This window comes from Limnohabitans sp. T6-20 (assembly GCF_003063505.1).
Lineage (GTDB): Bacteria > Pseudomonadota > Gammaproteobacteria > Burkholderiales > Burkholderiaceae_C > Limnohabitans_A.
The window spans coordinates 256,202-279,443 of record NZ_NERW01000002.1 but is presented as its reverse complement, the minus strand read 5'-3'; the positions used below and the strand labels follow the sequence as shown (position 1 = coordinate 279,443).

At 56.9% G+C, this 23,242-nt stretch carries 23 protein-coding genes and 3 tRNA genes; 11 read left to right on the top strand and 15 right to left on the bottom strand.

Annotated features, from left to right (window positions below; genetic code table 11):
• Positions 1 to 66: 66 nt before the first annotated feature.
• Positions 67 to 1,272, top strand: coding sequence for an O-antigen ligase (locus B9Z33_RS07585; protein ID WP_146183840.1), 1,206 nt, complete (start codon positions 67 to 69; stop codon positions 1,270 to 1,272).
• 42 nt (positions 1,273 to 1,314) lie between these two features.
• Here the strand turns inward: B9Z33_RS07585 and B9Z33_RS07580 are convergent, their stop codons facing one another.
• From B9Z33_RS07580 to B9Z33_RS07565, 4 genes are read right to left on the bottom strand one after another with little or no spacing between them, the layout of a single operon-like run.
• Positions 1,315 to 2,163 carry a glycosyltransferase family 2 protein gene (locus B9Z33_RS07580; RefSeq protein WP_233252767.1) on the bottom strand — a complete coding sequence of 283 codons (849 nt, stop codon included), beginning with the start codon at positions 2,161 to 2,163 and terminating at the stop codon, positions 1,315 to 1,317.
• A gap of 5 nt (positions 2,164 to 2,168) precedes the next feature.
• Entirely contained in the window at positions 2,169 to 3,524 is a 1,356-nt protein-coding gene (locus B9Z33_RS07575) for a 3-deoxy-D-manno-octulosonic acid transferase (protein ID WP_199220311.1), read from the bottom strand.
• Positions 3,524 to 4,603: a glycosyltransferase family 4 protein gene (locus B9Z33_RS07570; protein WP_108286417.1), complete on the bottom strand. Its 1,080-nt coding sequence runs from the start codon at positions 4,601 to 4,603 to the stop codon at positions 3,524 to 3,526. Before B9Z33_RS07570 ends, B9Z33_RS07575 begins: the two co-directional genes overlap by 1 nt.
• Before the next feature lie 26 nt (positions 4,604 to 4,629).
• A complete protein-coding gene (locus tag B9Z33_RS07565; RefSeq protein ID WP_108286416.1) occupies positions 4,630 to 6,033 on the bottom strand; it encodes a phosphomannomutase/phosphoglucomutase in 1,404 nt (467 codons plus the stop codon).
• 151 nt (positions 6,034 to 6,184) lie between these two features.
• Between B9Z33_RS07565 and B9Z33_RS07560 the strand changes: the two genes are divergently transcribed.
• From B9Z33_RS07560 to B9Z33_RS07550, 3 genes are read left to right on the top strand one after another with little or no spacing between them, the layout of a single operon-like run.
• Entirely contained in the window at positions 6,185 to 7,732 is a 1,548-nt protein-coding gene (locus B9Z33_RS07560; protein WP_108286415.1) for a DNA-3-methyladenine glycosylase 2 family protein, read from the top strand.
• A 7-nt stretch (positions 7,733 to 7,739) separates the two neighbouring features.
• Entirely contained in the window at positions 7,740 to 8,240 is a 501-nt protein-coding gene (locus B9Z33_RS07555; RefSeq protein WP_108286414.1) for a methylated-DNA--[protein]-cysteine S-methyltransferase, read from the top strand.
• A gap of 9 nt (positions 8,241 to 8,249) precedes the next feature.
• Positions 8,250 to 9,146: a DMT family transporter gene (locus tag B9Z33_RS07550; protein WP_108286413.1), complete on the top strand. Its 897-nt coding sequence runs from the start codon at positions 8,250 to 8,252 to the stop codon at positions 9,144 to 9,146.
• A gap of 67 nt (positions 9,147 to 9,213) precedes the next feature.
• Here the strand turns inward: B9Z33_RS07550 and B9Z33_RS07545 are convergent, their stop codons facing one another.
• Entirely contained in the window at positions 9,214 to 10,332 is a 1,119-nt protein-coding gene (locus tag B9Z33_RS07545; RefSeq protein WP_233252766.1) for an RNA methyltransferase, read from the bottom strand.
• On the bottom strand, positions 10,332 to 10,553 hold the full coding sequence (locus B9Z33_RS07540) for a SlyX family protein (RefSeq protein ID WP_108286412.1): 222 nt from the start codon (positions 10,551 to 10,553) through the stop codon (positions 10,332 to 10,334). Before B9Z33_RS07540 ends, B9Z33_RS07545 begins: the two co-directional genes overlap by 1 nt.
• Before the next feature lie 177 nt (positions 10,554 to 10,730).
• Between B9Z33_RS07540 and metK the strand changes: the two genes are divergently transcribed.
• Both metK and B9Z33_RS07530 read left to right on the top strand, forming a co-directional pair.
• On the top strand, positions 10,731 to 11,912 hold the full coding sequence (gene metK / locus B9Z33_RS07535) for a methionine adenosyltransferase (RefSeq protein ID WP_108286411.1): 1,182 nt from the start codon (positions 10,731 to 10,733) through the stop codon (positions 11,910 to 11,912).
• Positions 11,913 to 12,103: 191 nt separating this feature from the next.
• Positions 12,104 to 12,736, top strand: a complete 633-nt coding sequence (locus B9Z33_RS07530; RefSeq protein ID WP_108286410.1) for a phosphoribosyltransferase — start codon at positions 12,104 to 12,106, stop codon at positions 12,734 to 12,736.
• On the opposite strand, the gene B9Z33_RS07525 is transcribed toward B9Z33_RS07530, so the two are convergent.
• Both B9Z33_RS07525 and B9Z33_RS07520 read right to left on the bottom strand, forming a co-directional pair.
• Positions 12,713 to 13,147, bottom strand: a complete 435-nt coding sequence (locus B9Z33_RS07525; protein ID WP_108286409.1) for a host attachment protein — start codon at positions 13,145 to 13,147, stop codon at positions 12,713 to 12,715. The two genes, B9Z33_RS07530 and B9Z33_RS07525, sit on opposite strands and share 24 nt — an antisense overlap.
• Positions 13,148 to 13,447: 300 nt before the next feature.
• Positions 13,448 to 13,909: a CBS domain-containing protein gene (locus tag B9Z33_RS07520; protein WP_108287045.1), complete on the bottom strand. Its 462-nt coding sequence runs from the start codon at positions 13,907 to 13,909 to the stop codon at positions 13,448 to 13,450.
• Positions 13,910 to 14,112: 203 nt separating this feature from the next.
• Here B9Z33_RS07520 and B9Z33_RS07515 point away from each other — a divergent pair, with 203 nt between their 5' ends.
• A complete protein-coding gene (locus B9Z33_RS07515) occupies positions 14,113 to 14,691 on the top strand; it encodes an HPF/RaiA family ribosome-associated protein (RefSeq protein ID WP_108286408.1) in 579 nt (192 codons plus the stop codon).
• 64 nt (positions 14,692 to 14,755) lie between these two features.
• Here B9Z33_RS07515 and B9Z33_RS07510 read toward each other — a convergent pair whose 3' ends face one another.
• The 3 genes from B9Z33_RS07510 to B9Z33_RS07495 all read right to left on the bottom strand — a co-directional run bounded on the left by B9Z33_RS07510 (position 14,756) and on the right by B9Z33_RS07495 (position 18,094).
• On the bottom strand, positions 14,756 to 15,190 hold the full coding sequence (locus B9Z33_RS07510; protein ID WP_108286407.1) for an Hsp20/alpha crystallin family protein: 435 nt from the start codon (positions 15,188 to 15,190) through the stop codon (positions 14,756 to 14,758).
• Between the two features lie 552 nt (positions 15,191 to 15,742).
• Positions 15,743 to 17,050: an amidase gene (locus B9Z33_RS07500; RefSeq protein WP_108286405.1), complete on the bottom strand. Its 1,308-nt coding sequence runs from the start codon at positions 17,048 to 17,050 to the stop codon at positions 15,743 to 15,745.
• A 24-nt stretch (positions 17,051 to 17,074) separates the two neighbouring features.
• Positions 17,075 to 18,094, bottom strand: a complete 1,020-nt coding sequence (locus B9Z33_RS07495; protein ID WP_233252765.1) for a TRAP transporter substrate-binding protein — start codon at positions 18,092 to 18,094, stop codon at positions 17,075 to 17,077.
• A gap of 198 nt (positions 18,095 to 18,292) precedes the next feature.
• Between B9Z33_RS07495 and B9Z33_RS07490 the strand changes: the two genes are divergently transcribed.
• The 4 genes from B9Z33_RS07490 to B9Z33_RS07475 are packed head-to-tail and all read left to right on the top strand — an operon-like array spanning position 18,293 to position 21,167.
• Positions 18,293 to 18,802: a flavin reductase family protein gene (locus tag B9Z33_RS07490; protein WP_108286404.1), complete on the top strand. Its 510-nt coding sequence runs from the start codon at positions 18,293 to 18,295 to the stop codon at positions 18,800 to 18,802.
• A 46-nt stretch (positions 18,803 to 18,848) separates the two neighbouring features.
• Positions 18,849 to 20,051, top strand: a complete 1,203-nt coding sequence (locus tag B9Z33_RS07485) for an acyl-CoA dehydrogenase family protein (RefSeq protein WP_158270192.1) — start codon at positions 18,849 to 18,851, stop codon at positions 20,049 to 20,051.
• A gap of 19 nt (positions 20,052 to 20,070) precedes the next feature.
• Positions 20,071 to 20,487, top strand: a complete 417-nt coding sequence (locus B9Z33_RS07480; RefSeq protein WP_108286402.1) for a RidA family protein — start codon at positions 20,071 to 20,073, stop codon at positions 20,485 to 20,487.
• Between the two features lie 8 nt (positions 20,488 to 20,495).
• Positions 20,496 to 21,167: a Crp/Fnr family transcriptional regulator gene (locus tag B9Z33_RS07475; RefSeq protein WP_108286401.1), complete on the top strand. Its 672-nt coding sequence runs from the start codon at positions 20,496 to 20,498 to the stop codon at positions 21,165 to 21,167.
• Positions 21,168 to 21,434: 267 nt separating this feature from the next.
• On the opposite strand, the gene B9Z33_RS07470 is transcribed toward B9Z33_RS07475, so the two are convergent.
• The 4 genes from B9Z33_RS07470 to gltX form a co-directional block, all read right to left on the bottom strand.
• Positions 21,435 to 21,511 (bottom strand) — tRNA-Asp (locus B9Z33_RS07470).
• A gap of 56 nt (positions 21,512 to 21,567) precedes the next feature.
• A tRNA-Glu gene (locus B9Z33_RS07465) sits at positions 21,568 to 21,643 on the bottom strand.
• 53 nt (positions 21,644 to 21,696) lie between these two features.
• Positions 21,697 to 21,772, bottom strand: a tRNA-Ala gene (locus tag B9Z33_RS07460).
• A gap of 75 nt (positions 21,773 to 21,847) precedes the next feature.
• On the bottom strand, positions 21,848 to 23,242 hold the full coding sequence (gene gltX, locus B9Z33_RS07455; protein WP_108286400.1) for a glutamate--tRNA ligase: 1,395 nt from the start codon (positions 23,240 to 23,242) through the stop codon (positions 21,848 to 21,850).

Below are 23,242 nucleotides of genomic sequence, written 5' to 3'. Positions count from 1 at the left end.
TTGACCAGCCAAAGGTTACAGTAGCATGCGAAAATTCGATCTTGCAGTGACACCCGCGAGAACAAAGTGACTGAAACAACCGCTACAAAAATGAACAGAACACAGATAAGCATCCATGCATTGTTTTTTGTTTTCGGATTTTCAGCATTTCTTCCTCAGGGATTGAGTGCAGCAGCTTTGCTGCTTGTCTTGATTCTGTGGCTAGTTTCAAGTCAACAACGGCATTTGCATATCCAGCGCATGCCACCAAAAACGATCATGCTGCTGCTTGCTGCTTTTGCACTGTGGCCTTTCATCGTTACAGCTTATTCCGGTTGGTACATCGATACCACCACACGTTTGTTCCACATGGCGAGAGTCGCCTTGATGCTACAAATGGGTTTGATGACGACATCTTCAGAGCGGTTGATCACATTCAAGGGTCTGGTCTGGGGTGGGCTATTTACAAGTTTGGTGGTGCTTGTTCATCACGTTCACCCTCTGCCTGAATGGGCTATTTGGCATCACCTGCTTGCCGTAAAGGGCAGTCAAAGCTCACGGGCCATGATCATGCTTGCACTGGCCTCGGGAGTATGTGCCGCCATGTGGCTGAAAACCAAGCATCAACACAACACTCAACCTCTACTGTGGCTGACAAGCTCTGTCTTGTTTGCGATTGTTGTCGGCATTTTCAGCTTTTCAAGAAATGCCCAAATCGTTTTGCTGATAATGCCTTTGATCTTGCTGATGCACCACCATCGATCGATACGAGGCGGATTGGTTGCGATAGCGCTTTGTGTTTTTTTGACTTTGATGGCTTGGACATTTTTCCCACACATATCCGCACGATTTACCCAAGCCATGGTTGAACTTCAAACCGTCATCGGTAGCGGCAATTGTGAAAGCAGCGTCGGTGTGCGATTCGCCATGTACAAGATGGCTTGGGATCAATTGCTGCTTCACCCGTGGTTTGGCAGGGGCATCGGGAGTTTTGTGGATTATTGGGCCCCGTTCGCACAACAAGGCTGTCCATCGGTGGCAGGCATCAGGCAACCACACAATGATTTTTTGTTGTTCGCCATGGAAAGCGGCTGGGTGGGCTTGCTCACAACTCTGGCTGTGATCAGCTGGTTCATCAGAACCTTTTGGCGACAAGTGACCATCTACGGAGCGGTGGGTTTGATGCTCTGCTTGACTTTTATCATCACTGGATTGGTGAACTCCCCGATGAGAGACGCGGGCATTGGCTTTGTCATGATCTTCTTGCTGGCTTCTTGCTACAAAAAATCATGAGACGACCACTCAAAAACGCTGAAGACAAGCTCAACCGTCAACTCACACACTCCATTCCAGCAAACCCCGCCAGCGGCCCCACATGCGGGCCACCAACTTGGGGGAAAACAAGACGACCCTCAGCGGCAAAGCCAGCGCCGTCATCCAGATGAGTCGCCTGCGCAAATGCTTTGCAGCCTGCAAAGACTCATGCTTGTTCAGAAAAACCAGTTTGGATTGTGCATGGTGGTAACCACGCAAATATTCGCTGCGCAAAGGTGATCGGCCGCGAACCGACCCACGAGACCGATGAAGAACCCTCACTTGAGGGCAAAGCACGATGGGCAACTTGGCCTGAAAAACGCGCAGGCACAGATCGTCGTCTTCGTAATACAAAAAGAACCGTTCATCAAAGAAGCCTGTAAGGGACATTCGGTCCATGCGCAACAACATGACAGCGCCACACACAAAACCTACGCACAAGGGTCCTTCGGCAGCCTTTCCACGGCTGGTCCAATAGCCTGAGGGCCAACGGTAATTGACTTCGGGTCTGCTTTCTGTCGCCATGAGCTGAGGGGCCAAAATCGCTGCATCTTGAAAATCCTGTGCGGATGCCAACAATGCTTGCAATGCTTGCGGTGACATCTCGCAGTCGGGATTGAGCAACAACGCGAAAGACGTCTTGACCAAGGCAAGCGCCCGGTTGTTGGCGGCACCGAAACCAAGATTGCGCCCATGCGCAAGCACAGTGGCATGCGGCCAGAGCATCTGCGACTTGGAGGCCGTGTCGTCATCGCTGCCATTATCGGAAATGACCACATGCGGACAAATGGACAGCAACGGTGACAGCATCGACAAACAATGCGCACTGTTGTAAGTCACAACCACCACCGTGACTTGCGAAAAATACATAAGGGTCATACCCCCACCCCGCTCAGGTTGAAATGAGGTGACGAACGCAACGCTTGGATGTGCTGAGCCACAGCACCGCGCCCGTTTTGAAGCAACCGTACTGAGGCCCATTGCGCTTGCTGGTGCCATTGAGGCTCGGCCAATGCCAAGGCCACAAGGTCCAATGCAGCTTGCATATCTTGCACCTGCAACGCAGCGCCTTCTTGCTTGGCCAATGCGGCCGCCTTAGAAAAATTGAAGGTGTGCGGCCCCATGATCACGGGACATCCGCAAGCGGCCGCTTCAATCAGGTTTTGCCCACCCAAGGGTGCAAAGCTGCCGCCCAGCAGCGCCATGCGACTCACCAGGTAATAGGCCTGCATTTCACCCAAACTGTCACCCAACACCGCATCGGCTGATGCCATGGTCTCGGCATCAGGCTCACCGTCAGCCCACGCGCTTCGGCGCACACAGCGCAACCCCGCTTGTTCGATCAGGGCGTGCACTTCGTCAAAACGCTGAGGATGGCGAGGCACCACTAGCCACAAAACATGGTGCGCCTTGAGTCGAGCCAATCGCTCTGGATTCGACTGCAAGGCCTCAAGCCACAAAGATTCCTCTCCGTCACGCGTGCTGGCCAGCATCACGACAGGGCGAGCAGACAGAACACCTCGCCAGCGTTTGGCCAGCATCTGGGCTTGGTCAGAGACGTTCACATCGAATTTAAGATTGCCCACAACCCGAACATCCTGGCAACCCAACTTTTGCAATCGCTGCGCATCTGCTTCGGATTGCGCCAGCACCAAGGTCAAGCCCCGATAAGCAGGGCCAGAAAGCACGGCCAAACGCATGGCTTGGCGCAATGATTTTTCACTCATGCGCGCATTGAGCAAACACAACGGCACACCCGCGCGCTGACAAGCAACGACCAGCCGCGGCCAGACTTCTGTTTCCATGAGCAGTCCCATACGGGGCTTGAAATGCGTCAAAAACCGATGCGTTGCCTGCGCCGTGTCCCAAGGCACCCAAACCTGCACATCTCCGGGCTGTAACAAAGAACGTCCCTGCACACAACCTGTGGCCGTGCCGTGCGTCAACAAAAGACGCATGCCAGGAAACGCAGCTCGCAAAGTGGGCAACAGCAGCGCTGCGGCGCGGGTCTCACCCAACGAAACCGCATGCAGCCAGACAAAGCCACCATCGGGCAAATCGCCAACATATTGTCCAAAGCGTTGCGCGACGTTGAGCGCGTATTCCGGTTCCTTCTGGGCACGACGGCTGAGTTTGCGGCGAAGCATGGGCTGCAAAGCACTCAACACAAAATCGTATGCGGCCAACGCCAAACGTTCCACCAGCGTCAACGGATACGAGGCCTGCGCCATCAAACGCCAGCCTTTTCAAAGAGTGCCAGGTAAACACGGCCGATACCCTCTGCCTCACGGGCCAGAGAAAAATGCTCTGTTACACGCGCACGCGCAGCCTCGCCCATGCGGGCGGCATGCAGCGGATCAGCCATCACCGACAAAACAGCACGGGTGAGTCCTTCGACATCACCGGTATCCACCATCTCGCCGGTTTGGCCGCGTATGGCCAATTGATCAAAAGCGCCCGTTCGCGAGCACACCAATGCGCACCCGGTTGCGGCTGCTTCAAAAGGGGTGAGGCCAAACGGTTCGTAGCGCGGGCAAGCCACACACAACAAACAGCGCTGATACCACAGATGCACCTCTCCCGCGGGCACTTCCCCCAGAAAAACGATGCGATCGTGCAAGCCTGCCGCATCGATTTGACGCTGCAGATCTTGCTGGTAGGCCTGATGCTGGGGCTGAGCCAATCCAGCGATGACCGCCGTGGCACCCGGCAGCTGGGGCAAAGCCTGGATCATGGCTTGCACAAACACATCGCTGCCCTTATCGGGTCGCACACGGCCAAACACACCTATGCCGTATTGCCCCGGCAAACCCGAATCGGCCCAGGCATTCAGCTTGTCAGGCGGCGGGCTGAAGCGAGACAAATCAATGCCATGGGGCACTACAGCGGTGGTGTTGGGCACAAAACTGGCAGCCAAGGGGGTGGTGGAGATGACCGCGTCCATTTTGGAGATCAGCCACCGTGGAAACCAGCCATGCAAATGCTGGGCTGCCGAGGTGAACACCAGCTTGATGGGCAAACGCAGCACATCCCGCGTAAAAATAGCGGCCATCATTTCCGGGTCGCGCCGCACATGCCAGATGCGAAAAGCCCGCCCGGCGGGCGGCTTGCGCGACAGCTCAATCGCCTGCCCCAGTGTCATGCCCTCGATGCCGTTGGACATGCGTGTGCCGCAAAAGCCCAGCCGCCACTGCTTGGCCTGCAAGGGCACCAGCGCGTTGATGGTGGCTGACACGCCTGTGTAGCGCTGCTTGAGGTTGAAGACGATGACCTCGGGGTCTTGGCTCAACACAGAATCGGGCTTGTTCATGAATGGTTTTTCCTGAGCGGGCCGACTCAATGCGTCGCAGCCTGAATCTGCGCGTCAGGCTTGACCGAACGCAGCAGGGCCAGCATGTCGGTCTCGATGCGGTGCAAGGCCGCTTCGGTCTGCCCCTCAAAACGCAGCACCAGCACAGGCGTGGTGTTGGATGCCCGGATCAGGCCAAAGCCATCGGGCCAGTCAATGCGCAGGCCGTCGATGGTGAAAATTTGGGCGGGTGCTTTGAAAGCATCACCGGCCAGCACTTGCAAAGCACTCGTCACGCTGTGCGGTTCGCCTTCGGCGCAGGCCACATTCAGCTCCGGCGTGCTGAAGCTGGCGGGCAAGGCGTTGAGCACGGCATTGGCATCAGGGCTTTGACTCAAGATCTCGAGCAAGCGGCAACCCGCGTAGGTGCCGTCGTCAAAGCCATACCAGCGCTCCTTGAAGAAGATGTGGCCGCTCATCTCACCACCCAAAGGGGCTTGGCCGCCTGCGGCCTCAATGACCTTCATTTGGGCCTTGATGAGCGAGTGCCCGGTTTTGTACATCAAAGGCTTGCCGCCTGCGGCCTCAATGGCCGGGGCCAAGCGCTGCGAGCACTTCACGTCAAACAAAATGGTGCCGCCCGGCACGCGACTGAGCACATCTTGTGCGAACAGCTGCATCTGGCGGTCGGGGTAAATGTTGTTGCCGTCTTTCGTGACGATGCCCAGCCGGTCACCATCGCCGTCAAACGCCAGGCCCAGCTCGGCCCCGGTGGTTTTCAGGGCCTGGATCAGGTCTTGCAAATTTTCGGGCTTGCTCGGGTCGGGGTGGTGGTTCGGAAAGTTGCCATCGACCTCGCTGAACAGCTCGATCACTTCGCAGCCCAAAGCGCGGAAGATGCCGGGGGCCGAGGCACCCGCAATGCCGTTGCCCGAATCGACCACGATCTTCATGGGGCGCGCCAAGCGAATGTCGCCGACGATGCGCTGTGTGTAGTCGGCCAACACATCCAGCAACCGGACGCTGCCGCCGTCACGCAGCTGCCAGGTTTCGGTCTCCATCATTTGGCGCAAAGCTTGGATCTCGTCGCCGTAAATGGCGCGACCTGCAAGAACCATTTTGAAACCGTTGTAATCCTTCGGATTGTGGCTTCCCGTCACCTGAATGCCGCTTTGGCAAGCAGTGTTCGCCGCAAAGTACAGCATGGGGGTGGTCGCCAAGCCGATGTCGATCACCTGCACGCCTGCGGCCACCAGCCCGCGAATCAGCGCGGCCGACAAACCGGGCCCGCTCAGCCGCCCATCGCGCCCCACCGCGACCGTGGTCTGCCCTTCGGCCATGGCTTGGGTGCCAAAGGCACGCCCCAATCCCTCAGCCACTTGCTCGTTGAGGGTGGACGGCACCACGCCGCGGATGTCATAGGCTTTGAAAATAGAAGGCGTAACTTGCATGCGATGAATCCATCAAAAAGGCTCTCTGAACCGAACAGTGAAGCCAGCCTGCATTGTAGGTGGCCACAGCCCCTGTGCTGTGCGCCATCAAAGGTCCGAAAACGACACATCGGCAAGACGATTCCAGCGCATTTATAGCTAACATGCACTCATGAATTGCCCTGAGCCGTCCCCGCCACACATCCGCCGCACAGGACCACAAAGCCTGGATGCGGTGCGCTGCTACAAAGCCATGGCCGACAGAGACGCGGCATGGGATGGTATTTTTTTCACCGGCGTCACCTCCACAGGGATTTATTGCCGTCCTGTTTGCCGGGTGAAACTACCCCGCGCCACAAATTGTCTGTTTTTTGAAACCCCCGCCCAAGCGGAATCCCATGGTTTCAGGCCCTGCCTGCGTTGCCGACCCGAATTGGCCCCCGCACGGCGTTTTTGGTCCACCACCAATGCGGGCACTGTACTGGCCGAATTTGCCGCCAAGCACCTGCACGCCGCCATCCAACGGGGTCGTCAAGCGCCCACCATGACCACACTGGCGACCCAACTGGGCGTGAGCGACCGCCACCTTCGACGCATGTTCGCGCTGCATTGGCACGTTTCGCCCGTGCAATACCTGCAAACCCAACGCTTGCTGCGGGCCAAACAATGGTTACACGACAGTCCCTTGTCGGTGGCGCAGGTCGCAAAAGCCAGTGGTTTCCGCTCAACCCGACGCATGTACGCGGCTTTTGCCCAACATTACCAACTGAGCCCTGGACAGTTGCGCCCGACACGGAATCAACGCCAGACCACCTCATCCAACAGCGCCCCCCTGACGCTGGTGCTGCACTATCGGCCACCTTGCCAAATCGGTGCGCTCTGGCAATTTTTCAAAGACCGTTCACTGCCAGGCATTGAAAGCTGGCAAGGTGAAGGACCGCACGCCGTGTTGCGCCGAACCGTGCGTTGGCCACACGAGCAAGACGTGATCTGCGGTTGGATCGAAGTGCAATGGGACACTGAAAGGCCTTGGCTGCATCTTGGGGTGAGCCCGAACTTGTTGCCGGTGCTGCCTGATCTGGTGGCCCAGGTCCGTGACTGGCTGGACCTGGATGCCGAGCCGGCTGCCGTTGCGCAGGTGATCGGTCCGGATTTCCCGAACGCTTCGGGCCAACGTTTGCCAGGTGGCCTGGATGGGTTTGAGCTGGCCGTGCGCGCCATCCTGGGCCAGCAAATCACCGTCAAGGCCGCGCGCACCTTGGGTCAGCGGCTGGTCAATGCCTTGGGCGCGCCCTGTGAAACCCCTTGGCTCGAACTGAGCCGGACTTTCCCCAGCGCAGCCACCCTGGCGCTGGAGGAAAACGCCGCGGTCATGGGCAGCCTGGGCGTGGTGCGCCAACGCCAAAAGGCCATTCAAGGGCTGGCGCGGGCCGTCGAGTCGGGTGCTTTGCAGTTGCATGCCCAAGCCCCGCTCGAGCCCACCTTGCAAGCCCTGTTGGCCTTGCCCGGGATTGGTCCATGGACAGCCCATTACATCGCCATGCGCGCCTTGCGCTGGCTCGATGCTTGGCCAGTACAAGACGTGGCACTGCAAACCGCTTTGGGTGTGCGTCAGCACCCCACGCCCACAAAAGCCGTGGCACAGCTGGGTCTGGCCTGGCAACCCTTTCGCAGCTATGCCCTGATCGCTGCCTGGCAGCGCTTGCAAACCACACCCTAGGCCCCTTTTGAAAAACATTGACACCCAACGACTGGACAGCCCTTTGGGCCCCGTGATCCTCGCCGCCACCATGGAAGGCTTGTGCGGCGTGTGGTTTGAAGGACAGCGCCACGGCCCGTCCGAAGAGCGCATGCAAAACTGGACACCGCAAACCTCCAACAACTTCTTGCAAGAAGCCTCGCGACAACTGCCGGCCTACTTTGCTGGTGAACTTCAGCGGTTTGACTTGCCCTTGGACCTGTCAGTCGGAACCCCTTTTCAACAATCCGTGTGGCAAGCACTGCTGTCCATCCCTTTGGGCACCAGCCAAAGCTACGGCGATCTGGCGCGGCGATTGGACAAGCCCAAAGCCGTGCGCGCCGTGGGCGCTGCGGTGGGCCGCAACCCGGTGAGTATCATCGTGCCCTGCCACCGCATCCTGGGTGCTGGCGGCCAACTCACGGGTTACGCAGGCGGGCTGTGGCGCAAACAAGCGCTGCTGAAGCTCGAAGGCCACCCGGACCTCTGACAAATTTCAATGACCTCTCCTCACGCCAAAGGCTGGCTGGCCGATTTTTTGATCCTGGCCGCCATCTGGGGCTCCTCGTTTCTGTTCATGCGCCTGGCAGCGGTGGAACTGGGGGCTCTGCCCACCGCCGCCATTCGGGTCGCCATCGCCTCGCTCTTTTTGCTGCCCCTGATGCTGGCCAAAGGCCATTGGGGCGCACTGCGCCAACACTGGAAGCCCGTGCTGTTTGTCGGCGTGCTCAACAGCGGCGTTCCGTTTGCCTTGTATTCCTTTGCGGTGATGCACATCACCACGGGTTTTTCATCGATTCTGAACGCCACGGTGCCGCTGTTTGGCGCGGTGGTGGCTTGGGTCTGGTTGGGTGATAAGCCCAGCCTGTCGCGCACGCTGGGTTTGGCCATCGGTTTTGGCGGCGTGGTCCTGCTGGCCGGGGGGCAAGCCAGCTTCAAACCCAACGCCTCGGGTATCGCCCCGGCCTGGGCGGTACTGGCCTGTCTGGCCGCCACCACTTGCTATGCATTGGCTGCCAGCTTCACCAAAAAGCATATCCCCAGTCTGCCGCCCTTGGTCACGGCCACCGGCAGCCAGATCGGGGCCACCCTGGCCCTGGCCTTGCCTGCGCTGTGGTTCAGCCCTGACCACTGGCCCAGCGCCTCGGCCTGGGGGGCCTTGTTGGTGGTCGGGGTGATGTGCACGGGCGTGGCCTACATCCTGTATTTCAAGTTGATCGAAAACTCGGGGCCTGCGCGTGCCCTCACCGTCACCTTTTTGGTGCCGGTGTTTGCCATCGCATATGGTGTGCTTTTTCTGGGCGAGAGCGTGACCGCCTGGATGCTGCTGTGCGGCGCGGTGATTTTGCTGGGCACATCGCTCTCCAGCGGACTGGTCAAGCTGCCGGGGCGCTGAAGCATGACGAGCGCCACCGCATTGGCGTTGGAGGCTGCCCCGACATCGACATGGGGCTGCACTGCGGTCATGTGGGAGGCCGCCCCTGCGGCCAAATATGTACCGTGGTACCGCGAGCATTCGCGCGCAGGGGCTCGCTCCCACACAAGCCCGCGGGCATCTTGATGGGGGCTTGTACCCGCTGCACATCCCGCGCCCTGAGCTGGCCACAACCGCCATCCACATCTTGCCCCGCTGACTGGCGCAGCTTGGTCAGCACACCGCGCTGGTGCAGCGTGCGGGCAATCGCCGCTGCCTTCTCCCAACTCGGGCGCGCATAGGGCAAGTCGGGCACCGCGTTGTAGGGGATCATGTTCATCAGCGCGTATTTGCCCTTGAGCAATCGCACGATGCCTTCGATTTCGTCATCGCTGTCGTTCACACCCTCGATCAGCGTCCACTGGTACTGGATCGGGTAGCCGGTGGCGCGGGCATAGGCCTCGCCCGCCTCCACCAAATCTTGCGGGTCAAAGCGCGGGGCACGCGGCAGCAGTTGCGCCCGCAAATCGGCCCGCGTGGTGTGCAGCGACAAAGCCAGCGCCGGTTTAACCCGGCCTTGCGGCAGGCGTTCAAACACCCGCGCATCGCCCACGGTAGAAAACACCAGATTCTTGTGACCGATGTTGCCCACCGTGCCCAGCAGGTTGATGGCTTCCATGACCTGATCGAGGTTGTGCGAAGGTTCGCCCATGCCCATGAACACCACTTTTTTGACCGGCCTGAGTGTGCGCGCCAGCGCCACCTGGGCCACGATCTCGGCGCTGCCCACCTGGCGGATCAGCCCCTCGCGCCCGGTCATGCAAAACACGCAACCCACGGCACAACCGACTTGCGACGAAACACACAGGCCGTCTCGCGGCAGCAGCACGCTTTCGACTGTCTGGCCGTCTTGCAGGCCCACCAGCAACCGGGCCGAGCCGTCTTGCCCCGGGTGTTGCTCGCGCAGCGTGGCCAGGCCCGCCAGCGTGGCGCTGAGCGCTGGCAAAGCCTCGCGCACAGCGGTGGGCATGAAGCTTTCCAGTGGCCTGCGCCCGCTGCCCTGCGGTTTGGCTTGCGTCCACAGGCGCAGCACGCGCTGCTCGTGCAGGGCGTTCGCCCCCAGCGCGCGCAAGTGGTCGCGAATGTCCTGAACGCTGTGGATGTTCATCAGTAATGCGGTGGGATTTCATCACGCAGGTTGCGCACCTCGGCGCCGCCACCCGATTCGGGCAGACGATCTCGCATCTGGCGCAGCTCCTGGATCAGCGCGTCAATTTGCTGCTGCTGGCGGTAGACCTGCGCATTGAGCTGGTCGAGCAGATCTTCGGTGAAGCCGGCCTTGATTTCCAGGTCGACCAAGCGGTTTTCAATCGGGGTGGGGATGTCCATAGGCTGTATTGGACATGATTTCGGCGGGTGTTCTGACATCTTTTATAATCTGCCCATCGCCGAGTTATCTGAACTACTTGCAGGGCGATTCATAAAACCTGCTAAAGCGTTCGCCAGGCTCCGGGTTTTCAGGGTCGGCAACGCCGACAAACCTCTGAAACTTTAGGAGCCTTTTTCATGTCCAGCAATTTCCTCTTCACCTCGGAATCTGTCTCCGAAGGCCATCCCGACAAGGTCGCCGACCAGATCTCGGACGCGATCCTCGACGCCATTTTCGAGCAAGACCCCCGCAGCCGCGTGGCCGCCGAGACCCTGACCAACACCGGTCTGGTGGTCCTGGCCGGAGAAATCACCACCAACGCGCACGTCGACTACATCCAGGTCGCCCGCGACACCATCAAGCGCATCGGCTACGACAACACCGACTACGGCATCGACTACAAAGGCTGCGCGGTCATGGTCTGCTACGACAAGCAGAGCAACGACATCGCCCAGGGCGTTGACCACGCATCGGACGACCACCTCAACATCGGTGCGGGCGACCAGGGCCTGATGTTCGGTTATGCCTGCTCGGAAACGCCTGAACTGATGCCCGCCCCGATCTATTACGCGCACCGTCTGGTCGAGCGCCAGGCCCAGCTGCGCAAGGACGGACGTCTGCCCTTCTTGCGCCCCGACGCCAAGAGCCAGGTGACCATGCGCTATGTGGACGGCAAGCCCCACAGCATCGACACTGTGGTGCTGTCCACCCAGCACAGCCCCGACCAGTCGGAGACTGCCACCAAGATGAAAGCCAGCTTCACCGAAGCCATCATCGAAGAAATCATCAAGCCGGTGCTGCCCAAAGAGTGGCTGCAAGACACCAAATACCTGATCAACCCGACAGGCCGCTTCGTCATCGGCGGCCCCCAGGGCGATTGCGGTCTCACAGGCCGCAAGATCATTGTGGACACCTACGGCGGCGCTTGCCCCCATGGTGGTGGCGCGTTCTCGGGCAAAGACCCATCGAAAGTGGACCGCTCGGCCGCTTATGCCGCCCGCTACGTGGCCAAGAACATCGTGGCCGCAGGTCTGGCCACCCAGTGCCAGGTGCAGGTGGCTTACGCGATTGGCGTGGCCCGCCCCATGAACATCACCGTCAACACCGCAGGCACGGGTGTGATCTCGGACGAAAAATTGTCGGCCCTGGTGGCCGAGCACTTTGACCTGCGCCCCAAGGGCATCATCCAGATGTTGGACTTGCTGCGCCCGATCTACAGCAAGACCGCCGCCTACGGCCACTTTGGCCGCGACGAGCCCGACTTCACGTGGGAGCGTACCGACCGTGCCGCCACATTGAAGGCGGCTGCGGGTCTGTAAGCCCAAGCAAACGCCAAGCCCCCGACAGGGACGGGGCGCAAAGCACAAGCCGCTCAGCGTCCGTTGAGCGGCTTTTTTCATGCGCATGGATGAGTAAACCCTGCACTGGGCGCTGGGTTTGTGGTGCCAGGTACAGACCCAAACCGCCGTTTTTTTGACAATGCGATCCAACCACAGCAACGGAATCCGCCATGTTCAAAGACCGCCTGGACGCTGCCCGCCAATTAAGCAAGGCACTCAAAAAGTACGAAGGCCAAAACCCTTTGATTCTGGCGATACCCCGAGGCGCTGTGCCCATGGGTGCCTGGATTGCGGATGTGTTGCATGGGCAAATGGATGTGGTGCTGGTGCGAAAACTGCGCGCACCGTCTCAGCCCGAAGTGGCCATCGGCGCTGTGGACGAAACAGGGCGGGCCTACCTCTCGCCCTACGCTGCAACGCTGGGCATCGACCCGCAATATGTGAAAGATGAAATCAAACTGCAGATGAAAACACTGAAGGCCCGACGCCAGCAATACAGCCAAATTCGGGCGCCGATCCCAGTGCAGGGACGTGTGGTCATTGTGGTGGACGATGGCCTGGCCACAGGGGCCACCATGATGTCGGCACTCAAAGCCGTGCGCCAACACCACCCGCAGCGTTTGGTCTGCGCTGTTCCGGTGGCCAGCCCGGATGCGCTTGCCAAAATCAAACCCCTGGCCGACGAAATGGTGTGCCTGCATGCCCCCGAGGACTTCATGGCGGTCGCGCAGTTTTACCAACAGTTCCCACAGGTGGACGATGCGCAGGTGCTGGCGTCGTTACAAACGAAATTCACTGCGTAGGCGCTTGTCCAGCTCAGACACATTCAAGGACGTCAAATCGAGCACATGTTGGGCCATAAGGGCCTGTTGCACGGGCGCATCCAGGTGCGACAACAACTCGCCCATGAAGGGGTTGGAGACGAACAAGGCCAAGGCGTTCATGCGGTGGTTCATCACCGCTTCGTGAAAATACTTCGCCAACGTCTTGGCAAACTCGCTGCGATGCAGCTGTTTAAGTTCTGCACGGGGCGCCAAACCCGCCCGACCTGCTTCTGAATGCCCCAATGGTGCACGCTCGGTCTGGCTTGCAGGCATGCGACTTTCCGGATGAATCCAATCGATCACTTCCACCAAGGGCTCGTTGAACGATGTGCGCTCCCAAACTTTCGCCTGTGAAGCGTTGGCCACCAATATCCAATGTTTTTGAGCCATGCTCTGATCCTTTTCACTTTTCAGTCTGAACCGTGTTTCATTGTTCGGGAGGCCCACTCGGTCGTCAATTGACCTGTTGGTCTAGACCCTTTGGCTCAAGTCGTGGCCCTAACGAGGGGGTTGATCGGCATCCCATTTTTGTAGCCCAGAGACATGCGGCAATGCATGCTGTTCAAGACCTCTGCAACAGCATGCGCTTAATGGATGCGCAGCACAAAGCCAAGCCTCACCCTGTCAGCCAGATGAGCCAAAACCCCAACCCTGAACCGCCAGAATGCATTTTCATCGCCACAAATAGGCTCACTGACGGCGCTCTCGCTCCTGCCTGATGCCTGTCTCCATGGTGCCCACCAACGCGTTCATCTCTTGGGCAAGTATTTTCAGCACATCGTCCATGCTCACGATCCCCATCAGCTCATCCTGCTGCCCGACCACGGGTAAGCGCCGCACACCATGCTCACGCATGCAGCGCATCATGTCCAGCAAGGAGTCGGCTTCGTTCACCGTGACCACACGCTCAGTCATGATGTCCTCCAGACACAAAGGCTCAGGCACCAAACCGGTGGCGACCACAGACATCACGATGTCACGGTCGGTGATCAAGCCACACACCTGACGACTGCCGTTCTCGTCATTGACCACCACCAAGGAACCCACGTGGTCTTCGCGCATGAGCTGCGCTGCAGCCACCACACTGGTTTTTTTGTAAGCCACGGTGACCTTGCGTTTGCAAATATCGCCCGCTGTCAATTGTTTACCCATCATGATTCCTTAGAGATGTCACCCGGTTGGCATCGTGCCTTGCGCACCCTCGGTTGTCAGTGCCTTGGTTAACCGCCTGCAAACCGCTTCGGTGAGTCAAGAGACAGACCAGGCATCCAAAGCCCGCCACCATGGCATGACGATCCTCTCTACCCGTGCCGGCTCCGTTAATGTCCCATGGGGTCTCGACTACAGGAAAAACCATGAAACCCACAGCACCCGTTCCTCTGGAAATCCATTTTCATCATCTGGCCCACTCCGAGGCCCTTGAGACCCACATACGCCACCAAGCCGACAAACTGGGAAAGTTTCACCCCAGCCTCCACAACTGCCATGTCACCATCGAACAGCTGCACCGACATCACACCCAAGGCAACCATTTCCATGTGCGCATGGGTGTGAAGGTTCCCGGGCATGAACTGATTGCAGACCGACAGCCCGACCAGAACAACGCTTACATCGACGTGTATGTGGCCATTCGAGATGCTTTCGATGCCATGCGCCGTCAACTGGAAGACCTGGTGAGGCACCAGCAAGGCCATGTCAAACAGCACGAAGAAAGACCGCATGGACACATCACTGAAATCGCGCCAGACAAAACGTTCGGGCGGATTGAATCGGTCGATGGTCGCTGGCTTTATTTCCATCGCAACAGCCTCGTGGGCGAGGACCTGGACAAGCTGCAGATCGGTACACCTGTGTATTACGTCGAAGACATCGGCGATGAAGGTCCACAGGCCAGCAGCGTGCACCCGATCGGCAAACACCACATTCTGGTGTGAGAAGTGGGGTCAAGCCCCACAAAAATGGCTTTGCACCACTTGGGCCGCAGCCCAAGCCGGGTCATCAGGCAATCTTGAGCAAATGGCTTTGGCCGTTGGGTTTCTTCGGCAAAGTCAGCTGCAACACACCGTCTTCGTATTTGGCGGAAGCCTTAGCTTGGTCCACGCTTTCATCCAAGGTGAAGCTGCGTGCGACGCTTCCGTAATAGCGCTCACTGCGAATGATCTTGGAGCCCTCTTTTTCTTCTTTTTCCTTTTTCACTTCGGCGCTCAAGGACACCTGATTGCCCTCCACAGACACTTTGATGTCTTCTTTCTTGACGCCTGGAATTTCGGCTTTGACAAAGAAATTTTTGTCATCTTCTGTCAAATCCAGCCGCATCTGAGGCTCGCCCTCCATCAGTCGGTGCATAGGACGCATCGCAAACCCTTTGAAAAAATCCTCATTGAAAGGGTCGCGCAATTCGCTGAATGGGTTGAATCGTGTGAGGTTGCTCATGGTGTGTTCTCCATCTATCCAAATAGGCAGCATCCCTGCTGCCTGACAACAAGGAGCGCGGTGGAATTACGCATCGCCCCAAGGGCTTTTGCAAGCCCCTTGGCCACTGTCGTTTTTTCTGCGCACGATGTCTGTTGCCCATTTCACCAATGGGATGCCCTGGCTTCGCCCGAGCAGAGTGGGCCAATCTGGTGAATGAAGCGGCGATTGTGACAATAGACCGCAAAACCGGTGGCGTTCACTTGGCAGATTTCATGGCCGCGGTCGAGCACACCATGGTAAGCGTTGAAAAGCGCAACCGGGGGATGAGAGATCACGCCTGCGCCTTGACAAGATCCCTAATTCAATCAAGTAGATTCAAAAACAAAAAACCGTTGTAAATCAGAGACTTACAACGGTTTTTCATTTTTTTGGCGGAGTGGACATCTCAATAACCACATTGATTTAGTGGGCCTGCAGGAGGCTTTTTTACCAGCTACCCCAAAAGACCCTCCGTAAAAGAAAAGACCAATTTGAATGTCGTCAGATCAAGCTGCTAAATGGCGATTCAATTCACATCAATCTTTCGATTTTCACGCATGCGGCCAACAACTCAGCGTCTCGCCCCTTTTGACCAATTACCTGCATCCCAAAGGGTACACCCTCGAGCTCCCCAGGTAGGCTAAGCGAAGGGTGACCAGTCAGGTTAGTCAAATAAGTACAGTGCGCCCAATCAAGCCAATCTTTAACGCCGGCCTCTTCAGGAGACTCCTTGCCAATCAGAGGAGGATCAAAGGCTACGGTGGGCATCACCAGGATGTCAACTGATTCAAACATCTGATCGAGCATGCTGCGCAGTCTGTCCTGAATGTCAATTGCCTGCGCGAGCTGTTGCGCACTCACAAAAGCACCGCGATTGGCAAAGTCGGCAAGACCAAGATCAACTTGCTGAAGTCCCGACATGTTGATGCGTGCAACTGTCTCAGAGCACCCCCGCAAGTACAAACTGTAAATGGCTTGGCCCGCAGACAACCAATCCGGTCGAAAAACCGCTGTCGGAGGGCCAAAGAGCTCGACCATACGCGCCACCCGGGCGTCGTAAAACAATTTTGCTCGGCGCCCCATGCGTGTTGATGGATCAATACATGCCCACCGCAATTGATTTGGCGCACCAGCACTCTCGTACAAAGCACTCCACACCATATTGAGGTCGGCCGCAGTCCGAGTATGCAAGCCCCAGTGACCAATCCGCTTGAAGCCCTCTACAGCCCCCGTGGACAGTGCAATGCTGTCACTGGGTTTGAATCCAACAGTGCCAGTGAATGCCGCCGGTATCCTGACAGAACCTGCTGCATCTGTACCTGTTGCCAGGAAACAAGCACCTTGGGCAATACTCACTGCGGCCCCACCACTGCTTCCACCGGGAGAGTATTGCGGGTATCTCGGATTACGTGTGATCCCCGATCTCGGACTCTCTGTCGTAGCCTTCCATGAAAACTCGGGCAATGAGGTCTTGCCCAGCGCAATCGCACCTGCTTTTTGCAAACGCTCAACAATTGGACTCGATTGCGCAGGGATTACAGGATCAGCGGCCAGTGAGCCAAACGTCGTTGGCATCCCGGCCACGTGTTGGCTGTCTTTGACAGAAAAAGGCAAGCCATCAAGCGGCGAAAGGGATGCTCCTGACTTCCACCGCGCATCACTGGCCGCCGCCAACTGGAGCAGCGAGGCCGGATCTGCGATATGCACCCAGGCACCATGCTCACCATCCATCGAATGGATACGCTCCAGCCCACTCTGCACAAGCGACAAGGCGCTCAGATCGCCACAGGCTCTATGTCTTTGAAATTTTTCAATCGTCATGATGCGCGTGAAATCCAAGCAGTCTCATTGAAAGCAATTGGATCATTGTGAGGCGGCCAACTGCCGGAACTCCTTGAGCACAGCGGCTGGGTTCTGTACGCCCTTAGCCTTCGATGCATCCACCCAACGGGTCTCTAATGAAGCCACCCTGCTTTGAATCTGATTGACAAATTGAGGTGAAGCCTTCACAACGCTCACACCACCCGCTTGCATATAAGCCATGCCTTTACGGTCGGCTCGGTCCCAAGCCCGGCCTAGCTTTCGCGCCAACTCAACTCCTGCCAGTTTTTCAATGGCTTTTTGATCTTTATCAGAAAGCGCATCAAACTTCTTGGAATTCATCATCATGACAAAGCTTGTGTTGTAGAGTCCCCCTGGAAATGTTGTGGAGTACTTGATCAATTTGTCTAATCGATAAGCGTCGATCGATTCCGCGGGCAACAGCGATCCATCCATGACCCCACTACTGAGTAGTTCAAAGGTATCCGGAGCGGGCTTCAAAGTCACGTTCATACCTACCGATTTAGCGATTTCATTGACCATTCCACCGCCCACCCTGAGCTTGAGACCTTGCAGGTCTTCGATGGAGTTGACTGGACGCTTGCTGTTATGAACGATCCCCGGCCCATGCGTAAAAACAGCCAAGACCTTGACACCCTGGTGCTCCCCCAGATGCGCGAAGTGCTTTTCGTAAATTTTTTGATAGGCCACAGAAACGGCTTCTGCTGAATCGCCCAGAAATGGTAATTCTGCGACCTGAGTCAGCACAAATCGCCCAGGCGTATAACCATGGACTGTGAAGCTGAGGTCAGCGACACCATTGCGAACAGCATCAAAACTTCCTGGAGGCGTTGAAGCGGGCTTGGGAAGGAGCTGGAACGTTACCCGACCATCGGTGGCGCGCTCGACCTCTTTCGCCCAATCCATCATCGTGCGAGAAATTTCATGGGTCTGAGGCATCCAGGTAGATGCAAGCATCTTTTGCGCATTCGCCGCAACAGGCATACAAGCTGCAAGCGAAAACGCTACCTGTAAGACGGGGTGGGCCTTGAAGTTGAACATGAATATCTCCTGTTTTGAAAATGAAGAGCACAACTGCAGTGTTCTGATCTGCAATGGACACTACTTTAGGTCTGCATGCACTTGGCTCTCTGTATCTAGCGATACAAAGTTGACCCGTTGCTCCTAGGTGATTTCCCGGAATAAAAAATCTCAAAGCTGTATCCGCAGATACGGAAATAAGCGGGCAGAAGATGGATCATGAGTCAACTCATCTGGAGCTACCGCATGACAACACAGCAACAACATTTCCGATCGCTCATGGGACGCATGGTGACAGGCGTTACGGTCATCGCGACGCAATCATCAGATTCAGTATTTGCCATGACCGCCAACGCTGTGACTTCAGTCAGTCTCGAACCACTCATTCTTTTGGCATGCATTCGTAATGAGAGTCGGATGTTGCCTGTATTGCTCAAAGAGAAAAATTTTTCCGTCAACATTCTTGCAGCCGATCAAGACGCTATCTCCAGGCACTACAGCGGAAAGTTCTTAGACCAATGTCCCGCCAGCTGGCAATTCACAAAGCAAGGAACACCTCTATTGGAGGGTGCCAACGCCAGTTTTGCCTGCGTTATTCACTCGACTCAAACAATGGGTGACCACACTGTGGTCTACGGCCAAGTCGATTCGATGTGCGGTGGCAATTTAGCTTCTCCAGCACTTGTCTATGCATCAGGAAGGTATGCCAATTTGCCATTGGCTGCATAAGACGTTGAATCGGTCACTTTCTCAATCACACACCGTCGAGTCATCCATGAACATGCGCCTAAATTCACCTGAACCCAGCGTGGCTTCGTTGTTAGAAAACGCACGAGCTTTGATTCCTCTCTTAAAACAACAGGGGCCGTTGCACGACTCTCAAAAGCGTATCTCATCCGAAATCGGGACGGCACTGAGAGAAGCTGGATTTTTCAAAATCTGCCAGTCCAAAGAGAATGGCGGTTATGGCATGCGTCCTTCAACGCTGTGGCGCGTGGCAAGAGAAATTGGGCGCGGAGACAGTGCCACGGCATGGATTCTGAGCCTCGCTGGTCTTCACCCATGGATGGCGGGTATGTTCAGCACTCGTGCACAGGACGATGTTTTTGCCGGGGGAAAGGACGCTATCGTCATAGCACTGACGGGCAATGTAGGCAGAGGAGTTTCCGCACGTCAAGAAGGCGATAGCTATGTTCTGACTGGCAAATGGACATACGCATCAGGGATTGACATCGCGGACTGGGCTGCCACTCTCGTGGAGGTGCCGCTTGAAAACGGCACAAGTGAAATGAGGCTTCTACTGGTGCCACAGTCGAGTTTCCGAATCGATCATGACAGCTGGAATGTTTTCGGCATGCAGGGGACAGGCAGCAAGGATGTCTATCTCAACGAAGAGCGCGTTCCAGCATACAGATCGCTGCTGTGGACAGACATTCTGCAACTAAAATTCCCCGGCGTTGAGCGCAACCGAGGGCCCATGTACCGTATCCCACACACGAGCCTCTTTGTGATGTCGGTGGCCGCCGCCATCACCTCTGTGGCTGCGGGCATGCTGGACATTTACATCGACACGATCAAAAAGAGAATACCTGCAGGATTGAAGGCTCCGCAAATTGAAGATCGCTTCTCTCTTGCCGAGCTGGGTAAAGCCGCGAGCCACATTGACATGGCATTCAATCAGCTGATGCATGATGTCGATGAAATGTGGGATCAAGCTGTAGCGGGTGTCCCGTTCTCCATTGAACAGCGCGCACGTTACCGAACCAATGGCTCCACCATCTGTGACACGACGCTCACTGCATGCGACGCTTTGGTCAGGAATTTGGGCGGAAGCTTGCTTCCGACTGGCCCCATCGAGCGCTACTTCAGGGACTTGCACAGCATGGCCTCGCATTTCCTGATGCAGGCCAATCCCTCTGCAGAACTGTTAGGCCTGGCCTTGCTGGGCTTGCCGTTACCCCCTAATGCGCGTATTTGATTTTTAAAAAGGACCCACCATGAGCACCATTGAACGCCTTCGCCTGCCCGAAAACGACCCAACTTTTGGGAGCAACAAGGTTTTTGATCTCTTCAAATACTCACCCGCTGTCAAGGCAGGTGGCTTGGTTTTCATTGCTGGGCAAGTGGGATTGCGTCCAGATGGAACCGTGCCAGAGAGCGCCGAAGAACAAATCAGACTGGCTTTTCAGCGCCTTGGTGCGATTCTCAAGCACGAAGGCTTAGGCTTTGAGGACTTGGTGGAGCTGGTGTCCTATCATGTTCGCATTGATGAACAGCTGACTGTTTTTCGGGAAATTAAAGATGCGTTCATCAAGACTGACTTTCCTGCATGGACCATCCTGGGCATCGCCTCGCTAGCACGTCCGAACATGCTCATCGAAATCAAAGCAGTCGCAGCAGCACGAAATAACTGAAACTCGAAATGGCCAAGAATGTACCGTCCACCGAGACCTGGCGACTCAATGAGGTTGCGGTGGGCCCCATCATTCGCGCTGCACATCTGGGACGAAAAAAGACCTTCAAAAAAGGGGAGTTCCTTTATCGACAGGGAGCAGTCGATACTGAATTTTTCTTCATCCTGCGCGGGCGAATCCAAATATTCACTGGCCGTGAAGACGGAACAGAGTTCGTTTTGGAGGTGATGGGTCAATGGGCCATTTGTGGTGAAGGGGCGGCCTTTGACGGTCAGCCCCGCTTTTCTTCTGCTGTAGCCCAGGAAGATACCGAAGTCATCGTTTTTGACGCCAATGAGGTCGGAAAAGCGTTTCAGCTTGCCCCAGATTTTGCGCTCGCACTGCTCAAAATAACTTCGATGAAGCAGCGTGTTCTTGGTATCCGGGCTCAATACCTCGCATCAGCCAACCCCGAGTCTCGAATTTCGGAACTGCTCAGACGACTGGCAGAGCTCTATGGCAGACCCCAAGATGGTGGCGTGCTCATTGATATCGCATTGACGCACGATCAAATTGCGGCCATGACGGGAACCTCTCGTGTGACGATCACACGTGTCCTGAAAAAACTCCGTGAAACGAACGCCATTCAGACTCGCGGAAAACAAATCTGGATCTTGGACGTATCACGCCTTCATCTTTGATCAGCCGGTATTGTGTGGCTCATCCAAGCTTTCTGGTATCCGAGCAGTCTCATCATGCGCCACGGCTAGAGGCCCTGCCCCGCTTGGGCAGCTGGTGTCTGTACACCCTCGGTTCGCAGGATCTGGCGCGTTTTGGACACCGGTCAAGTGGATTGCTATGATCCGCAGCGGGTGACGCTTGAGCGTCTTTGAATAATTTATTCCAATTTGGAATAAAAAAATGCCCACTATGTTAGTGGGCACTTTAATGGAAACCATCATGAATAATGGCGGAGTGGACGGGACTCGAACCCGCGACCCCCGGCGTGACAGGCCGGTATTCTAACCAACTGAACTACCACTCCTGGTAGCTGTAACTTTTGTCAGGCTGCTTGTGCAACTGACCAAGTGCTACAAAACTTGGCGACCCTACGGGGATTCGAACCCCGGTACTCACCGTGAAAGGGTGATGTCCTAGGCCTCTAGACGATAGGGTCATAACCTGGACTGTTTCTTTCGAAACTTGTTCTTGCGAACATTCTCAACACGTTGGTGGAGGTAAGCGGGATCGAACCGCTGACCTCTTGCATGCCATGCAAGCGCTCTCCCAGCTGAGCTATACCCCCTTTGGTAAAACGTCGAGCATTGCTGCTTTTTCGTTATGCCTCGTTGGTGTCGAGACTTGAATTATAGACAGAATTTCAGGCGTTTTTCAAGCGCTCCAGAATTTTTTCTCTCTGGCTTAAAGCGAGCACCGCATCGAGCGATGGAGTCTGGGCCGTGCCCATCACCAACACCCGAACAGGCATGGCGATTTGAGGCATCTTGAGGCCGGTTGCGGCCAAGGTTTCCTTGATCGCCGCCGCAATGGATGGCTTGTCCCACGAACAGCTGGACAGCTTGCCCGCCAACACAGCCAAAGCAGGCTTGACCGCATCGGTCACATGCTGGGCTTTCTCTTCGGCATTGGGCACCACGTCCAAATAAAACGCCGAAATCCATTGGGCCAAAACGACCAGCGTGTCACAGCGGTCCTTGAACAGGCCGCAAATATTGGCCAGGCGCTCATCGGCCACCACACCCAGTTTGGCCAGGAAGGGCTGAACATGCTGAGCCAATTCCTCGTCGGGCAGGGCCTTGAGGTGCTGGGCGTTGACCCACTTGAGCTTGGCTTCGTCAAATTGTGCGGCGCTGCGGCCCAGGTGGTCCAGGTTGAACCACTCGAGGAACTGGGCGCGGCTGAAGATTTCGTCATCGCCGTGGCTCCAGCCCAGACGCGCCAGGTAGTTGACCATGGCATCGGGCAGATAACCTTCGTCGCGGTAGGCCGTGACCGCCTTGGCCCCGTTGCGCTTGCTCATCTTCTCGCCCTGCTCATTCAGCACGGTGGGCAAGTGGGCATACACCGGAGGCTCTTTGCCCAAGGCTTTGAAGATGTTGATCTGGCGTGGCGTGTTGTTCACATGGTCGTCGCCACGGATCACGTGCGTGATCTGCATGTCGATGTCGTCCACCACCACGCAGAAGTTGTAGGTGGGCGTGCCGTCAGGGCGGGCGATCACCAGGTCATCGAGCTCGTCGTTGCTGATCTCGATGCGGCCTTTGACCTTGTCGTCCCAGGCCACCACGCCGCCGATCGGGTTTTTGAAGCGCAACACAGGCTTCACACCCTCGGGAATCGCGGGCAAGGTTTTGCCCTCTGCCGGACGCCAGGTGCCGTCGTAACGGGGCTTTTCCTTGTTGACCATCTGTCGTTCGCGCAAGGCGTCGAGTTCCGCCATGCTCATGTAGCAAGGGTAGACATGGCCCGCGGCAATCAAGTCGGCCAGCACCGCCTTGTAGCGGTCCATGCGTTGCATTTGGTAGAACGGACCCTCGTCGTGGTCCAGCCCCAACCAGGCCATGCCTTCGATGATCACGTCAACAGACGCTTGCGTAGAACGGTCCAGGTCGGTGTCTTCGATGCGCAAGATGAAGTCACCACCCGTGGCACGGGCAAAAGCCCAGGGGTACAGGGCCGAGCGGATGTTGCCCAGATGAATGAAGCCTGTGGGCGATGGGGCAAAGCGGGTGCGCGTGCGTACAGGAAGGGTCAT

Coding starts and splice junctions, on each gene's coding strand:
- B9Z33_RS07560 (WP_108286415.1), top strand. CDS start 6,185: ATGAATTGCCCTGAGCCGTCCCCGCCACACATCCGCCGCACAGGACCA.
- B9Z33_RS07525 (WP_108286409.1), bottom strand. CDS start 13,147: ATGGCTCAAAAACATTGGATATTGGTGGCCAACGCTTCACAGGCGAAA.
- B9Z33_RS07530 (WP_108286410.1), top strand. CDS start 12,104: ATGTTCAAAGACCGCCTGGACGCTGCCCGCCAATTAAGCAAGGCACTC.
- B9Z33_RS07570 (WP_108286417.1), bottom strand. CDS start 4,603: ATGAACAAGCCCGATTCTGTGTTGAGCCAAGACCCCGAGGTCATCGTC.
- B9Z33_RS07575 (WP_199220311.1), bottom strand. CDS start 3,524: ATGGCGCAGGCCTCGTATCCGTTGACGCTGGTGGAACGTTTGGCGTTG.
- B9Z33_RS07495 (WP_233252765.1), bottom strand. CDS start 18,094: ATGTTCAACTTCAAGGCCCACCCCGTCTTACAGGTAGCGTTTTCGCTT.
- B9Z33_RS07485 (WP_158270192.1), top strand. CDS start 18,849: ATGAACATGCGCCTAAATTCACCTGAACCCAGCGTGGCTTCGTTGTTA.
- B9Z33_RS07475 (WP_108286401.1), top strand. CDS start 20,496: ATGGCCAAGAATGTACCGTCCACCGAGACCTGGCGACTCAATGAGGTT.
- B9Z33_RS07565 (WP_108286416.1), bottom strand. CDS start 6,033: ATGCAAGTTACGCCTTCTATTTTCAAAGCCTATGACATCCGCGGCGTG.
- B9Z33_RS07550 (WP_108286413.1), top strand. CDS start 8,250: ATGACCTCTCCTCACGCCAAAGGCTGGCTGGCCGATTTTTTGATCCTG.
- B9Z33_RS07580 (WP_233252767.1), bottom strand. CDS start 2,163: ATGTATTTTTCGCAAGTCACGGTGGTGGTTGTGACTTACAACAGTGCG.
- B9Z33_RS07540 (WP_108286412.1), bottom strand. CDS start 10,553: ATGGACATCCCCACCCCGATTGAAAACCGCTTGGTCGACCTGGAAATC.
- B9Z33_RS07490 (WP_108286404.1), top strand. CDS start 18,293: ATGAGTCAACTCATCTGGAGCTACCGCATGACAACACAGCAACAACAT.
- B9Z33_RS07510 (WP_108286407.1), bottom strand. CDS start 15,190: ATGAGCAACCTCACACGATTCAACCCATTCAGCGAATTGCGCGACCCT.
- B9Z33_RS07480 (WP_108286402.1), top strand. CDS start 20,071: ATGAGCACCATTGAACGCCTTCGCCTGCCCGAAAACGACCCAACTTTT.
- B9Z33_RS07520 (WP_108287045.1), bottom strand. CDS start 13,909: ATGGGTAAACAATTGACAGCGGGCGATATTTGCAAACGCAAGGTCACC.
- metK (WP_108286411.1), top strand. CDS start 10,731: ATGTCCAGCAATTTCCTCTTCACCTCGGAATCTGTCTCCGAAGGCCAT.
- B9Z33_RS07545 (WP_233252766.1), bottom strand. CDS start 10,332: ATGAACATCCACAGCGTTCAGGACATTCGCGACCACTTGCGCGCGCTG.
- gltX (WP_108286400.1), bottom strand. CDS start 23,242: ATGACCCTTCCTGTACGCACGCGCACCCGCTTTGCCCCATCGCCCACA.
- B9Z33_RS07515 (WP_108286408.1), top strand. CDS start 14,113: ATGAAACCCACAGCACCCGTTCCTCTGGAAATCCATTTTCATCATCTG.